At 37.6% G+C, this 15158-nt stretch carries 13 protein-coding genes and 3 pseudogenes; 3 read left to right on the top strand and 13 right to left on the bottom strand.

Annotated elements, in window-relative coordinates; translation table 11 throughout:
* The coding region (locus tag H540_RS0118490; protein ID WP_028401906.1) for an IS3 family transposase at window positions 1-288 on the top strand (288 nt) is incomplete at its 5' end.
* Between the two features lie 107 nt (window positions 289-395).
* Here H540_RS0118490 and H540_RS0118485 read toward each other — a convergent pair.
* The 9 genes and pseudogenes from H540_RS0118485 to H540_RS0118445 all read right to left on the bottom strand — a co-directional run bounded on the left by H540_RS0118485 (window position 396) and on the right by H540_RS0118445 (window position 9314).
* Entirely contained in the window at window positions 396-665 is a 270-nt protein-coding gene (locus tag H540_RS0118485) for a muconolactone Delta-isomerase family protein (RefSeq protein ID WP_028401905.1), read from the bottom strand.
* Window positions 666-699: 34 nt separating this feature from the next.
* Window positions 700-1401, bottom strand: a complete 702-nt coding sequence (locus H540_RS0118480; protein ID WP_028401904.1) for an SDR family oxidoreductase — start codon at window positions 1399-1401, stop codon at window positions 700-702.
* Window positions 1402-1497: 96 nt separating this feature from the next.
* Window positions 1498-2238 (bottom strand): annotated as a pseudogene (locus H540_RS30185) (SDR family oxidoreductase).
* A 274-nt stretch (window positions 2239-2512) separates the two neighbouring features.
* Window positions 2513-3295 (bottom strand): SDR family NAD(P)-dependent oxidoreductase, encoded by a 783-nt coding sequence (locus H540_RS0118470; RefSeq protein WP_028401903.1) that lies wholly within the window; start codon window positions 3293-3295, stop codon window positions 2513-2515.
* Between the two features lie 282 nt (window positions 3296-3577).
* Entirely contained in the window at window positions 3578-4156 is a 579-nt protein-coding gene (locus H540_RS0118465; RefSeq protein WP_028401902.1) for a TetR/AcrR family transcriptional regulator, read from the bottom strand.
* Window positions 4157-5299: 1143 nt separating this feature from the next.
* Window positions 5300-5473 (bottom strand): annotated as a pseudogene (locus H540_RS30180) (IS6 family transposase); the annotation flags it as partial.
* A 413-nt stretch (window positions 5474-5886) separates the two neighbouring features.
* Window positions 5887-7014 (bottom strand): NtaA/DmoA family FMN-dependent monooxygenase, encoded by a 1128-nt coding sequence (locus H540_RS0118455; RefSeq protein WP_028401901.1) that lies wholly within the window; start codon window positions 7012-7014, stop codon window positions 5887-5889.
* Window positions 7015-7048: 34 nt separating this feature from the next.
* Window positions 7049-8086, bottom strand: a complete 1038-nt coding sequence (locus H540_RS0118450) for an LLM class flavin-dependent oxidoreductase (RefSeq protein WP_245592282.1) — start codon at window positions 8084-8086, stop codon at window positions 7049-7051.
* 124 nt (window positions 8087-8210) lie between these two features.
* A complete protein-coding gene (locus H540_RS0118445) occupies window positions 8211-9314 on the bottom strand; it encodes a Gfo/Idh/MocA family protein (protein ID WP_051317179.1) in 1104 nt (367 codons plus the stop codon).
* Window positions 9315-9579: 265 nt separating this feature from the next.
* Here H540_RS0118445 and H540_RS0118440 point away from each other — a divergent pair, with 265 nt between their 5' ends.
* Window positions 9580-9939 (top strand): winged helix-turn-helix transcriptional regulator, encoded by a 360-nt coding sequence (locus tag H540_RS0118440; RefSeq protein ID WP_028401898.1) that lies wholly within the window; start codon window positions 9580-9582, stop codon window positions 9937-9939.
* A gap of 675 nt (window positions 9940-10614) precedes the next feature.
* On the opposite strand, the gene H540_RS0118435 is transcribed toward H540_RS0118440, so the two are convergent.
* From H540_RS0118435 to H540_RS0118420, 4 genes are all read right to left on the bottom strand, one after another.
* Window positions 10615-11607 carry an NADP-dependent oxidoreductase gene (locus tag H540_RS0118435; protein WP_028401897.1) on the bottom strand — a complete coding sequence of 331 codons (993 nt, stop codon included), beginning with the start codon at window positions 11605-11607 and terminating at the stop codon, window positions 10615-10617.
* Between the two features lie 103 nt (window positions 11608-11710).
* Window positions 11711-12769: an alkene reductase gene (locus H540_RS0118430; protein WP_028401896.1), complete on the bottom strand. Its 1059-nt coding sequence runs from the start codon at window positions 12767-12769 to the stop codon at window positions 11711-11713.
* Window positions 12770-12783: 14 nt separating this feature from the next.
* Entirely contained in the window at window positions 12784-13632 is an 849-nt protein-coding gene (locus tag H540_RS0118425; protein WP_028401895.1) for an alpha/beta fold hydrolase, read from the bottom strand.
* 119 nt (window positions 13633-13751) lie between these two features.
* On the bottom strand, window positions 13752-14327 hold the full coding sequence (locus H540_RS0118420) for a TetR/AcrR family transcriptional regulator (RefSeq protein WP_028401894.1): 576 nt from the start codon (window positions 14325-14327) through the stop codon (window positions 13752-13754).
* Between the two features lie 393 nt (window positions 14328-14720).
* Between H540_RS0118420 and H540_RS34765 the strand changes: the two are divergent.
* Window positions 14721-14921 (top strand): annotated as a pseudogene (locus tag H540_RS34765) (DUF6366 family protein); the annotation flags it as partial.
* Between the last annotated feature and the right edge of the window lie 237 nt (window positions 14922-15158).

Below are 15158 nucleotides of genomic sequence, written 5' to 3'. Positions count from 1 at the left end.
TCAGATCAAGGTGTTCATTATACAAGTCCTATCTTTCAAAAAGCAGTAAAGAAATTAGGGTTACGCCAATCTATGTCAAGACGGGGAAACTGTTGGGACAACGCACCACAGGAATTATTCTTTGGCCATCTTAAAGACGAGTCCTCTATTAAAGCATGTACAAGTCTAGATGAGTTAAGAAAAGAAATTAAACAATATATGATTTATTACAATCACTATAGATACCAGTGGAATTTAAAAAAGATGACCCCTGTTCAATATAGAGATCATCTTCTTAAAACTGCCTAGGTTTTTTTTAATGTCCTTTACAAAGGGTACACTTTACAACCTTAAATTGTGAGATTAGGCTTTATTCATGGCTTATTTAAAAAGTCTGATTCCGATACTACTTTCGTTTATGCCTGGTTCGTACCGTCGATCAGTTGGGTGTATTCTATTTTCATGAATTTATAAAGTGGCAATGATTCCAAAGCCTTTCTTAATTCGTCATCGCTGTCAGCAATACAAAGAGACCAATGTTCATCCCTTTTGTGGGAGAGGTAAAACGTGTTGATCAGACCCTGTTCCACTAATTCGGCAAATCGTGTTTGTTCCGCAGGTAACAGTTCTGCAATTTCTTCCTCTGATGCTGATGGATCAATTTTGACATGAACGAGAAAACGCATGTTGTACCCCTCCTAAGGATAATTACTTGAAATTTTATTGAAACAATTGAGGATACAGTGAAGGTATTCCTCCTGCAAGACCTTGTTGTAAATTCCGGCTCGTATCATCAGCAAGAATCTCGTAGAGATCAGCTTCGATTCCATCAATCGCGATCTTGGCAATTTCCTTTGGACTAGCCTTAGGTGCTTCGATACCAGCTGTCAGATCCGTGTCCATGAACGCTACGTGCAATCCGGCAACCTTAATGTTTTTAGGGGCTAACTCCAAGCGTAATGCATTTGTTGCTCCCCATTGAGCAGATTTTGCTGCTGAATACGCGCCTGAATTACCGGTATTGAACCAAGATAATGCAGATAAGATATTCAGGATCGTGCCTCCTCCATTTTTTTCAATAACGGGTGCAAAAGCACGAACCATTGAAATTGTGCCGAAAACATTGGTGTTGAATTCAACATGAATATCTTCCAGCTCACCTGCGAAAAGGGAAGCACCCGTTGCGGTACCAGCATTGTTGATCAGAAGGGTTACATCCCCAGCTACCTCGGCCGCCGCCATGACGGATTTCGGATCAGTAATATCGAGCTGCAACGGAATAGCACCTGGCAGATCGACTGATGCTGGGTTTCTCGCTCCAGCGTATACTTTGGCTCCTCTTGCTAAAAGTTCAAGAGCCAATTGTTTACCTAAACCACGATTTGAACCACTGACAATTGCAACTTGTTTTGAAATATCCATTTTTTATTTCTCCCTTGTTTTTAGAATTATCGTTCTCAAATTGGTGTACATGCCTTCAGTGTATATATCTATAGAGTGCTTTATCATATAAGTAAATTACTGACCAGACAGCATATCGTTAACTTGGTTTACAAGAACGCTCTCGTTCGGGCCCGGATTGTTACGATACATTTTCGCTGACTCCACCAGAACTTCATTCGTATCTGTACCAAGTACCTTCATCGTTTCTTCAATGAATGCTGTAAGTGGCATCGCATTGGGATCGTAATTGATCATTTGTGTTTGAACCAATGGTGGCGCAATCTCCAGTACTTTCACTGATGTGTCATTCAGAATGTAGCGCTGGGTGAGTGTATAGGAATGAAGCGCTGCTTTTGTCGCAGAATATACAGCCCCCTGCGCAACAGGTACGAATCCGAGTATCGAAGTCGTATTGATGATATAAGCTTCATTTTTGGATTTCAAATGTTCCTGCAATGCAGCCGCCATACGAATTGGACCAAGCAAATTGGTGGTGACTGTCTGAACCAGAATATCTTCGTCAACCAATCCCGTCGGGTCTTCAGGCGTATAAATACCGGCGTTGTTAAACAATACATTAAGATCTGGATATTCCTTCATTAACTGCTGGGCAACTGAGTTTACGCTTGCGGGGTCTTGTATATTCAGCTCTATTGCAGACATGCCAGGATTCGCTTAAATGGTTTCCTCTAGACGCTCTTTACTCCGTCCAGAGATAATAACTTTGTTTCCAAGTTTGTGAAATGCCTCTGCTAGCCCTCGTCCAATTCCTGAACCGCCACCTGTGATAAAAATCGTGTTTCCTGTTAATTTCATTTTCAAATCCTCCTTAGTTTATAGCGTATCTATTGCTGTCTCGTTTGAACTCAAGTTGTTGCTTTGGCGTTCGGATGAAGCCGAAAAGTAAAAGAATGTTTTGAGAACGATAATTCTAATTAGACCAAAAAAATATTTAGTAAGTCTATTTTCACAAATCGTATTCTCTGAGATTGTTCTTCTCTCTTCTAAAATGATTATAACATTTCGGGAACGATCGGTAAAGAATTAGATTTTCCTTATTTATTGATCCCATTTGTTTTATTGATTTAGATCAACGACCTACATGCTCTGTACGTGCTCTAATTTGACCTGTCATTATTTTCCGAGGTAAAAATCGTGGCAGAGATGTAATGAAACGATGAATTGCTCCTGGAATAATGAGTGTCTTGCCACGCAATAAATCGCGATATGCCTCATCTGCCACCATTCCGACTTCCATAACACCGCTTTGGTACAGCTTGGAAGATCTTACCCCTGAACGATCAACGAAACCAGTTGCCGTTGGGCCAGGGCATAGTGCCGTCACAGTCACACCCGTTCCGGTTAGTTCATTCTCTAGTGCCTCTGTGAATGAAAGAACGTATGCCTTCGTAGCGAAGTACACTGCCATTAGCGGTCCCGGGTAAAAAGCTGCTACCGAAGCCACATTCATTACGCCCCCTTGGCGCTGCTTGATCATATCCGGTAAGAACAACTTCGTCATAATCGTTAAAGCTTTGATATTGACATCAATCATATTCATTTCTTGGTCTAAATCCGTTTCTAAGAATGACCCATACAAACCAAAGCCCGCATTATTGACCAGATAGTCGACGTCGATTTCTTCGTTTTTAAGTTCGTCATAAATTTCTTCGGCCACACCAGGCAACGTTAAATCCTTCGCCAATACCTTAACGTGAACACCGTATCTTTCCCTATATCCTTTTGCCAATTCTATTAGCTTAGCCTCGCTTCTTGCCACGAGAACCATGTTGTTACCATCTTTAGCAAAACGATCTGCCAACTCTTTGCCAATTCCACCTGAAGCCCCAGTAATAAGTACAGTTTTTTTCATCTTAAATCCACCTTAATTAATTATTGTAAGTGTGTGACTTGATCACGATTTAGTAAAATTTGTTTCCAACGAAGGTTATGGTTACGTCGAACCATAACCTTCGTTTGCACCTGTTACAAGTGCAAAATTATTAGATATTAATTTGATCCTACTTGGATGTCTTTTTTAGAACTATCATTCTAAAAAGGCGAATGCATTGTGCTTCAATAGGGAGAGTAACTTCTGTAAAGGGACATGCACGCAATACAGGAATGATCATTCTAATAATTGCAAAAAAATGGATTATCCTTGCAAAAATTTCGTTGATACTTTCACTATACGACATAGTTTTTCTTTATCAACCGAGGTTCTTGCCATTACTCTTATACCGACAGATATATTATGCAGGTACTCTGCCATTTCTTTGGCATCGTGATCAGATGAGAATTCTCCATCTCGCTGTCCCCAAAGAATAATCTGCTCGAACATCTGCTCTGCCACTGTGAATGATTCTATAGACCTTGTATCCACGTCCATATCACGTGCAGCCAGTTCTACCGCCGAATTCACGATTAAGCAACCAGATGGCATATCCTCTGATTCACTGATCATAAAACCAAAAATTTTCTGAAGAGCTTCCACTGCAGTCTTCGATGTTTTGACTTCTGCGAGCAATGTGGCGTTAACGTTGCCGCAGTAACGATCCATAGCCTGCAGAAACAGAGAATGTTTGTCGTCAAAAGTAGCATATAAACTTCTGCGATGAATTCCCATATGCTCAACAAGGTCACTCATCGACGTCTTCTCGTAACCTTGTTCCCAGAATATCTTCATTGCTTTATCCAATACTTCGCTCACTTCAAACTCTTTACTTCTAGCCATATAATTTTCCTCCCAAAATTATCGTAACATATCGGGAACGATCAGTAAATAATATATTTTCTATAAACGTGTATGTATTCCAACGATGGATTTGGTGAAGTTGGATGCTTAATACCTAATTCATCTGCAATAAAAATTGTTTCTTCCAAAAGTAATATAGGAAAAATAAGAGTAGCTTTTGGCCATAGGAATTTACCACATCTGCCATTTTTTGCACCAATGATTCACTAAAATATTCCAATATATACAATTAAATTTAACACGGTTTTACTTTGTGTTATTCCTCTAACCTGCTTCTTTAGTTTAAGTGAAAGTTTCACAAACTATTCAGTGTACCAATTTTCTTAAAACGTCTTATTCAGCAATCTGGCCCTTTAACGGAGCAATTCTATTGTAACTCAAAAGTTGCTGAATTCACTTTTCAACTTCAGATGTACTTTTCCTTTTCACCATAAAAAACCCCTTTAGATAACCATATCCAAAGGGGTAAAACGGTACATCTTTCTTTTAAATCTACATATAATTATATTCAAACAAGATTGATTATTGAAGCCTCCCAATTTAATGAGAGGCTTTTTTGTTTTTACTCCACTAATTTATATTTTAACCTGCTTCGGTTAAAAAACGAAAATGATCGTTTTGTAAAGTAAAAATGTAATGGGAATTGTAGTAGTAAAAATATTGTAAAAGGCGAGGTTAATACCTTAAACCTTACCTTTTTATAAAGAAGATTGCGTATATGTTTTCGTATATATACGAAATCTTCGAACCAGTAACACTATAGTTTCAATGTGTTTTGGTATATATTTTACTCTATATTTCGTTTAGTAGGTTTAATTAACATCATTTCTGAAAATTCTATAAAATTACCGGACTATGTAGTTGTAGCCATAAGTATAATACATCTTTTAAAAACATTTGGATTAAGTTATAAAAACCGCTATGAGCTAATTAAATCTAAGTTTCATAATCGTGAAAACTTCAAAGAATTTAGAGTTTGGAAAAATATTTTGAGTGTGTTAGCTAACCCGCAAGAAGATTGGAAAGGATTGAGAGAAGACGAGGATGGATTGTTAATCCGGTTCTGGTGCAAAAATAAAATAAAAGAGAATAAAGCATATATATTCCTAACGAAATCGTATCTTATGCAGCAAGCCCAAACAATTGATGAATGAATTCTTTCTGATTTTGGACAGACTGATCCCGTAAAGCAATCTGTTCTTTTTTGATCATATGCATGGCTTCTACTCCAGAAAGAATGGATGTAGCTGTGTCAAAAGATTTGAACCCTAGCATAGGAAGGACTCGTTTCTTAATGGCTTAATCACAGGGTTGCTGCTCTAGACCGCAAAGTAGATTTTAATACGTGAAATATAGGTGTATTTGGCAATTAAAAAATATTATAAATGGAAGTATATTTTATGAATGTGAAAGAGTCAAAATACGCAAGTAGTGCATAAAAACTTGCATATTTTAGGCTCTTAAATTTTATTCCTAATTGTGTTAAAGCACCCGTTTAAGTACATTCATTCACAAAGTTTGCATTAAGTAGGCTCATTTTTCTTAGAACACTAAATAGTGCCTACAACCCAAATGGGCGAGGCACTGTTATTGATTTATCTAATCACTATTCTAATTAATGATTAAGGGATGATTTTGTTATTCCTCTGGTTTTTTTAATAGTTAATCAAATTAAAATCTAATTCACTACAGTTCCCGGCTCTTCTTATTCATATGGAATATCGATTTTCTGGATAAGGCAGACCCAAATTACCGCGTAACGTGTTTGATTCATATTCCTTACGGAAAATTCCCTTTTCTTGTAAAATAGGAACGACTAAATCAATAAAGTCATCAAACCCTGAAGGATGCTCCTGTCTTATCAGCAATACATCCATCGCACCTGCCTCGTACCAGTGTTGAATTTGATCTGCTACTTTTTCTTCCGAACCAAAAAATTTCGGCTTTGGTAATCGATAGATAGGCATTAGTGACTGCAGCTCTTGAAATTTTTCTTCTGCTTCTTTTTCTGTCCGTCCTACAATCGGATTATGTCCCGGCATAATCATGAAATCATTAGGCGAACGGCCTTCTAACCTCACTCTTCTCCTTAACTCTTTACTGAATGCTTTAGCATCCTCTAAATCATCATAACCAATAAATACACCGTCGGCATGCTTCGAGGCAATATTCATGAAATCCGGAGAGGTGCCGGCTTGAAAAATAACCGGTCTTCCTTGTCTGGAACGGCTAATATTTAACGGGCCATCCACGGAAAAATAGTTTCCTCTATAGTTTAGAGCGTGCATTTTTCGTGGATCATAGAATACTCCGCTTTTTTTATCCCGTATAAAAGCGTCATCCTCATAGGAGTCCCAAAGACCTTTCACAATCTCTAAAAATTCTTTTTTCATTGGATACAAGTCTGCTTTAGAAAGATGCGTTCGACTATAATTCGCTAACCCTCCTAGATTAGAAGTGACGGCATTCCATCCTGCTCGGCCATTACTGATTTTATCAAGAGAAGCCATCTGACGAGCAACAGTGAATGGATCCGCATAGGAAGTTGCAATTGTTGCAGTAAGCCCAATAGAATGAGTCACCATGCTTAAGGCAGACAGAATACTTACACCTTCAAACATACTGAGATAATGAGGAATCATACCCGGTCCAATATGGCTGACGTCAGCTAAAAAGATCATGTCAAACTTTCCTTCTTCTAATCTTTTAGCTTTTTGTACATAGTAATCAATGCTCTCACTGGCATTAGCTGGCATATCTGGGTGACGCCAACCCATGTAATTAAAGCCTACTCCATCTACAATCGCGCCAATTTTAAGTTGTTTTTTCTCTTTCAATAATTTCCCCTTCTTTTCATTCTATACTTGTTAGCTATTTAGATTTAAGATCAAATTCTTCTGCCAGTAACCGATATCCCTTTAGTCGACTTGCTTGGTCAGGATAAAAATCCGCTATCATAATTTCGTTTACTAAAGCTTCATTTGCCATTCGCTTTAACTTTTCAGCAACATTGGCTGCACTTCCAATAACAAACCGGTCTTTATTATATTGTCGCACTGCCTCTTCCTGTGGTGTATAAACATACTTACTGGCTTCTTCTAGTGTTGGAAATGAAAGATCACGCGAACCTGTTGCCATTCTTGTCCATGTTAGCTCCAATGGTCCTGCCAAATATTTTGCCTCTTCCTCTGTTTCTGCTGCAATAACACCAATAGCCAGAATGCTTTTTGGTTCCTTCATATAGGCAGAAGGATTAAAATTATTTTTATAAAAATGAAGAACTGGAATAGCTAATTTAGGTGCTAAGTGGGCTGCAAATACGAAACCAAGCCCTTTTTCTGTTGCAAATCGTACGCCGCCTTGACTGGAGCCCAACATGTAAATATCGGGCACGAGTGTTTCATCACCTGGAGGTGAAATCTCTGCAAAGGGATGATCCATCGGGAACTTCCGAGAAAAAAAACAAAGGAGTTCGTTTAATTGGTCGGGAAAATCATTTGCAATAGCCCTCTCATGTGAACGTTGTAAGGCTAACGCAGTCAACCCATCTGTTCCCGATGCTCTCCCAATTCCAAGATCTATCCTTCCAGGATGTAGCGCTTCAAGAAGTGTAAAGTTCTCTACGACTTTAAGTGGGCTATGGTTAGGTAACATAATCCCTCCAGCACCTACACGTATATTTTTAGTGTGTGAAGCTGCATGTACACTTAATAAATCAGGAGATGTACTGATTTGACTAGTAGTATTGTGGTGCTCAGTAAACCAGTATCTGGTGTAACCCAATTGATCAGCTAACCCAACAACCTCTGTCGTATTGTTAAGACTCTCCGTAGGATTGCTATGCTTGTAAACGTGAACGAAATCTAATATAGATAATCTTAAATTTTGTTCATTCATTGTTGAAATCATTGAATATACTCCTTTTGAATAAAAATTAGTATATATGGTTGTTTTGATGATTTCCTTTTATAAAAGGAAAGGACCGCCCCTTCCAAAAATAGCGGTCATTTCATCGCATAAATCCTAAGAGGTTTTATAAATACTGGCGTTCACCAGTTTGTGCTGCTTTTTCCACTGCATCAAGAAGCTGATGAAGTTTTACCGCATCCGCAAAACTAGGTGTTAGGGATGTTCCTTCCTGTATATCTTTAGCAAACTTACTGTGCGCCTGGGCGACATTCAGAACAAATCCTGCATCGTTTTTAAGGGAATCTGGTACCCAGTAATAAGTATCTGGGATTGTTAATTCATGAAGCTCTTTATCAGTAGGACCTGCACCCCGTAATTGGTGTGATCCAAATTGAATGGAAGCAGGCGCATTGAGTACGATTGTTCCCTTGTCTCCGAAAATTTCAAGAGTAAGCCCCGTTTGGTGCTTAACTCCCCCTTGTATATGAACGCTGGCTGTTGCGCCGTTAGTCAATTTTCCTGTAATCAGTATTTGATCATCTGTCGTTTTTTCAATGACTTTTTGGATATCCACCAATTCAACTTCAGGGAATTGTTGCGCTGTGACGGCTGAAAGTTCTTTGAACTCTCCAAGCATGTAGGTAAATGCATCAAGATTATGTCCGCCTACAATAGTGAGTAAGTTCCCTCCTATCTTCCGATCGAATAGGTACGCAGTAGCCTTGTCAGCCACTCCCCCCATTCCATCAATAGAGATCTTTAAATTGGCCGACAGAAGTTTTCCAACGTAGCCTTCCGCCAATAAACCTTTCACATAATTGATGGCTGGGGCCTGTCTGGCCTGCAATCCAATCGCATTTGGCAACTGTTGGGACTCCACCCATTCCTGCATTTCGAGCGCTTCAGTGGTGTTTGAGCCCAGAGGCCATTCACAATAAATCGGTTTTCCGGCAGGAACAATAGCTTTTACTGCATCATAATGTTCCTTTACGTTGATGCTGACGACTACCATATCCACATCGGAATGTTGAGCCAAATCTTCCACTTTATCAAAAGCATGAGTTGCCTTGAAGGTATCAGCGCTTTTCTTGGCACTTTCCATATTGCTGGTTCCAACTGCTGTGAGTTCAAGCTCATTCAGGTGCTCCATTGCTGGAATATGCGTCCCTCTAGCCCATCCGTTATTAATTGATCCACCTATAATACCTGCTCTTACTTTTTTGTCCATGAGAAACAACTCCTTTTTCATAATCAACGCTGTAAAACATTGAAATCTTTTTTCCATTCCGTTATCAAACCATCCGCATCAGATGTTTCACACTAAAATGTTCAGGATCTATTTATTACACTCGTTTATTAGCCTACTAACTTGTTGTATTAAGTATTTTTGTTACATATACTAGAATAAAATCATTTCTCATCTTTTTGAAGAAGGCAATAAAAATTGCTGTAGTACATTTTTTTGTACTTAACAGTAGAAAGCAGGTGAAAAGGTGTCTAGAATATGTAAGGATGGATTTGACAAAGAGTGTATAAAGGAACAGAGAGAAGTATATGGCATTGCCTATACCCAAAACATACTTTCCGGACGTTGGAAATACCTCATTCTTTGGTTTTTAAAGTCCACACAGCGTCGTTATAGTGAAATCAAAGCTTTTTTAGGGGATATTTCACAAGGTTCTCTTACAAAGCAACTTCGCGAACTAGAAACAGATGGCTTAATTAATCGCAAGATTTATCCAGAGGTTCCTCCTCGTGTTGAATATTCATTAACCTCAAAAGGGGAAGCGTTCATTCCTATTATTGATTTGATGGAAGAATTCGGGAAGAAGTTTGGGGAGCAAGTAGACTAATCAAGGTGAGTACGACGAACGCTACACCAATATTCAAAACCTAATCAATGGTGGATAAGTCTGTTTAGAGGAGCACAAAGAGCTGTGCGGGCTTCGCTATTGCCGGTTACGCATTTTTAAGACATGCAAATGAGCAAGCTCTTCTATTGGAGTTTGCCAAAACATAAAAAGATTGCCTTACTCCTAGCCAGGTTAGGCTAGGGTAGGCAATCTTTTTTTAGAACATTCCTTCACAATCTCTACTTTTAACATAAATATCCGAATTAACTACAAGTGTTATTCAAGAATATGGCCTATTTGCGGAACAATCTTGTTATAAAAGAAACAAATTTATTATCATTCAACAGTACTCTAATTTTAATATATAGCGACAAATAATTATGAAAGAAATACGACAAGTAAAAAGGACAGGCACACACCAAAACGATAAAATGAAATTCTTGTAACAAAAACGAAGATTTTGTGAAAAATATCCATTTTCATCGTTTTGGGGGTAAGTTGTCTTATTAGGTTGATGGGTATGCGTCAGGACCCCATGGCCATAAACCTAATAAAAATAAACTATCCCCAAAATGATAAAATTGAGCAACTTGTGCAAAATCTTCGTTTTGGGGTGATTTCAATTTCTTAACTTGATGGGCATGACCTAAGGAAAGGTTTGTTAGATAAGACTAATTATTTTAATTTAAGTATTATTTTTCCTTTTGCTCTTCCCGCCTCTGCATACTCCAATGCTTTTTGGGCATCTTCGAAAATAAAAACTTTATCAAGTGTAGGCTTAATCACTTCTGACTCTAACATTTCTGTTAAAATTTTCAACTGCTCTCCACTATGCTTCATAAAAAGAAACGTATATTGGACATTATGTTTTTTTTCTAGCTTCGTAAGTTTATAACTTGCAATTGAAAATAAGGTTTTTTTAAATGAGCTAAATCCGTTTTCTTTAGCAAAGCGACCATTCGGGATTCCAGATATAGAAACAATCTTTCCTCCTTTTTTTAATGTTACAAATGATCTCTCTAACGTCGCCCCCCCAATGGTATCAAGAACTGCGTCGTAGTCACGAATCAAATGTTCGAACTTTTCTGTCTTGTAATTAACAACTTCGTCAGCGCCAAGGGATTTTACTAAATCACTACCATCACTAGCTGTAGTTGCGACAAAAGCACCCATATGTTTTGCAAGTTGGATAGCAAATGTTCCTACTCCCCCTGCTCCTGCATGTATTAATATTTTATGTCCTTTTTCAATTCGCAGAATATCATGTAAAGCTTGGTAGGATGTCAATCCGACTAGAGGGATGGAGGCGGCTTCTTCAAAACTTAAATTTTTAGGTTTTAATGCAATATCTTCTTGGTTAACAGAGAGATATTCAGTAAAAGTTCCCATTTTATTTGCTCTAGGTCGACCATATACCTCATCACCGACTTTAAACTTCGTGACACTAGTACCTACTTCAACAATTTTTCCAGAAAAATCGTTTCCTAAAATTAACGGCATCTTGTATTTCAATAATAATTTTAATTCACCTTTTCGAATTTTTGTATCAAGAGGATTTATACTTGCCGCATATATCTCAACTAAGACCTCGTCATTATTTATTTTGGGCATAGGGAAGTCTAAAAAATTTGGTTTTTTACCGTAGTTTTCAATTGCTAAAGCTTTCATTACAATCCTCCACATTTTTATTTAACGCACATGTATCTTTTCATAACGAACCTAAGAAAAAAGATTATGAATATCCCTAGATGGGATATTCATATTAAATAAATTATTTTAAGAAAGGATAATCTGTATAACCTTCTTTTCCTCCTGCATAGAGCGTGTTTTTATCAGGTTCGTTTAGGGGAGCACCTGATTGAATCCGTTCTACAAAGTCTGGATTAGCTAGTACCCAAGTGCCTACTGTGACAACATCTGCAAGATTATTATCTACATCAGACGAAAGTTGATCTAGAGGACGACCTGGACGGTTAACAAGAAGTGATTGATCCCAAAGTTGACGCACATCTTTTAGGAATTGCTCGTTTCCAAAGTGCATTAAATGCAGATATGCAAGGTTAAGCTTATTTAATTCACTTATTAAATAGCGATACATCTCAAGGCTATTTTCCCCCTCATCAATGCCTTGCAGTGTTCCTTGAGGAGAAAAACGGATGCCTGTTCTTTCTGCTCCTATTTCATCAACAACTGCTTTAGCTACTTCAATAGCGAATCGAGAACGACCCTCAATCGTACCACCGTATGCATCTTGACGATGATTGGAGTTTTCACTAAGGAATTGTTGGATCAGATAACCATTCGCTCCGTGAATTTCAACTCCGTCTGCACCAGCTTCAATTGCTGAACGTGCTGCTAAACGAAACTCATTGATAACATCTTTTATCTCAAGCTCACTCAATTCTCTTGGTGTTGGAATTTCTTTCATTCCTTCTGCCGTGAAAATTTCTACACCAGGTGCAATAGCTGACGGTGCAACTGCTTGGCGGTGGTGAGGTGTGTTATCAGGGTGTGATACACGTCCCACATGCATAAGCTGAACAAAAATATGACCGCCTTCACTATGAACTTTAGAAGTTACTTTTTTCCACCCTTTAATATGATTTTCTGTATAAATACCAGGTGTATTAGTGTAACCTTGCCCATCATCTGAAGGTTGGGTTCCTTCGCTTATAATTAAACCGACTGAAGCACGCTGACCATAGTACTCTGCTACTAAATCGCTCGGCGTACCATCTGGTAAAGCTCTACTTCTAGTCATCGGAGCCATACCTATACGATTTTTTAAGTCAATGTTTCCGATACGAACTTTTTCAAATAATCTGCTCATATGAATACTCCTTTTTAATAAGAATTAGAATCAAGAAATGAATTTACGTGTTCTGCAAATAGTTCTGGAAATTGAAACAGATGCCCGTGACCAGAATCAGGATATATAATCAGCTGTGCTTTGGGTAATTTCTCTGTTAAGATATAACTGTTTTTAGTCGGTACCATCACATCATTAACACCATTAGTAACAAGTACAGGGTGTTTGATGTTTTGTAACCATTCATAATCATGATTAGATTTTTGTTTAGCCCATTTTGCAATGGCTTGTAATTGTGCCTCTTTTACTTGTTCTGAACTGTTTACTTTTTTCTGATTAAAAATTCTTTGTAGTGAAGCCATTCCTGCAGATTTACTTGTTTCGGTTTGTTCGTAGAAAAAGAACATAAAATCATTTATTCCATCTTCTTCCGTTCCGCCGTGACGATTCATTCTTTCAAAAATCTCTGGATTTGGATTAATACCAGATTCAGGCGAAGTACCTGCCATAATAATTTTTCTTACTAAATCTCCTTCTTGTAAAGCTAGCTCTTGTGCAACCATGCCACCAATGGAAAAACCAAGAATGTCAACTTGTTCTAATCCAAGAGCTTTTATAAATGTTGCTGTATCTTTTGCCATATCAGCAATTGTAGTAGGCGTTAGTCCATCGGTCTCACCAACCCCTTTATTGTCAAATAAGATTACTGGGCGTGTATTTGCAATAGGTTCAAGCATGTTTGGATCCCAGTTTTCCATCGTTCCTCTAAAGTGAACAAGAAATACTACTGGTATACCATCTTGTGTACCAAATTTTCTATATGCGTAACGAGTTCCATCTGCTTCAATAAATTCTGATTCTGTTGGTATTTTAAAGTTTGTCATTTTTGTGTTCCTCCTTAGAAATTAAAAAACGATTTTATAAGTATGCATAGTATGCATTATGATGGTTTGTTTCATATTAATTTTAGAATGAACGTTCTAAAAAAGGTAAAAAAAGAAAGCTAGTCCAACACTGAAAGTGCTAGAGTGATGATGCCTTCTAATTCTTTTTTATTATAATTAGTTTTTATTAGTACTCTTATACCTACCAAATTGTTGTGTAAGAAACGAGATGTGTTATCAGAATCGATTTCTTTTGATAGCTCTCCACTAGTTTGGCCCCGTTTTATAAGGTTATTAAACATATCTTCAGTACGGTTAAACATTTTTGTAACTATGCGTCCAATTTCTTTGTCCAACAAAGATAATTCAATGGCTGCATTTACTGATAGACAACCTTTTGGGTATTGTTCAATGGAATTCAGTGTGAAAATAAAAACATCACGTATCGCCTGTTTAATGGATGAAGTGCTGCTAATTATGCTTTCCATCTCATTGACGATGAGCTCTTCATAGTGATTAAGGGAAGCTAAAAACAATGAACGCTTGTCACCAAATGTGTCATATATACTCCTGCGGTGTATCCCCATATGATCCACCAAATCTTGCATGGATGTTTTTTCATAACCCTGTTCCCAGAAAAGCTCCATTGCTTTTCTTAATACTGCTTTTTCGTCAAACTCTTTACTTCTAGCCATTTTATTTCTCCTTAAAAAAATCCATGAACCAATACTAACAAAAACAAACGTCATAATCCATTATAGAATGAACGTTCTAAAATAAACACATGAATTTCAAACCATGATTAAATAATACCCTTTTTAGAACGATTAGTAAAGAATTATAACTAACCAATAATTCCTAACACATTTGCTACATATCACAATGTTATCCATTAACTTTCACTTAGGGGTACCGCCAAACATTTCTTCTATTCGTTTAGTTTCTTCAGGATTGTTTTCTTCCACTGTTTCAATTAATAGATCAAACTCTTCTACAGATGCACTCATACCAAATAAACAAGAAACAGCAATTAGAAAAAACCATCTGAGCCCTTACTCAACCAAACTGCCCCTTTAGTTGCATAAGAACCTGAAAGAAGAAGAGAAAAATTAAGACAAGAAGAATTAAAAGGAAATCCTTCTAGCAGCGTTCACGGTGGAGGTCTTGCTGATTTAGTTGGTAGCTTAGGTTGGAAAGGTACGGGAATTCTTATTCTTGTAATCATAATCGGCTTTATTTTTGTATCACTCTTCTGTTTCTTTATCTTCCCCCATTTGAACACCCCCTAATTAAGCAACCAGTCCTTTTAATTTTTACCACAAACAACCATTATCCTTGTTGAACTATCCTGCCATATAGTTTAAGTACATTCCTTCACAATCTCCATTTATTTTAACATTAATATCCAATTTCTTTTAGAAGAGATCCTCCACAATCTGGCCCTTTTATGGAACAATTTTATTGTTATTTAACGTATAATTCATCATTTTTGGTTTTGTTTTCCATAGTGGCCCCTCAATCCACGA

It is taken from the genome of Ectobacillus panaciterrae DSM 19096 (assembly GCF_000430785.1).
In the GTDB taxonomy this organism is placed as follows: Bacteria; Bacillota; Bacilli; order Bacillales; family Bacillaceae_G; genus Ectobacillus; species Ectobacillus panaciterrae.
This window is presented reverse-complemented; position numbering and strand designations above follow the sequence as displayed.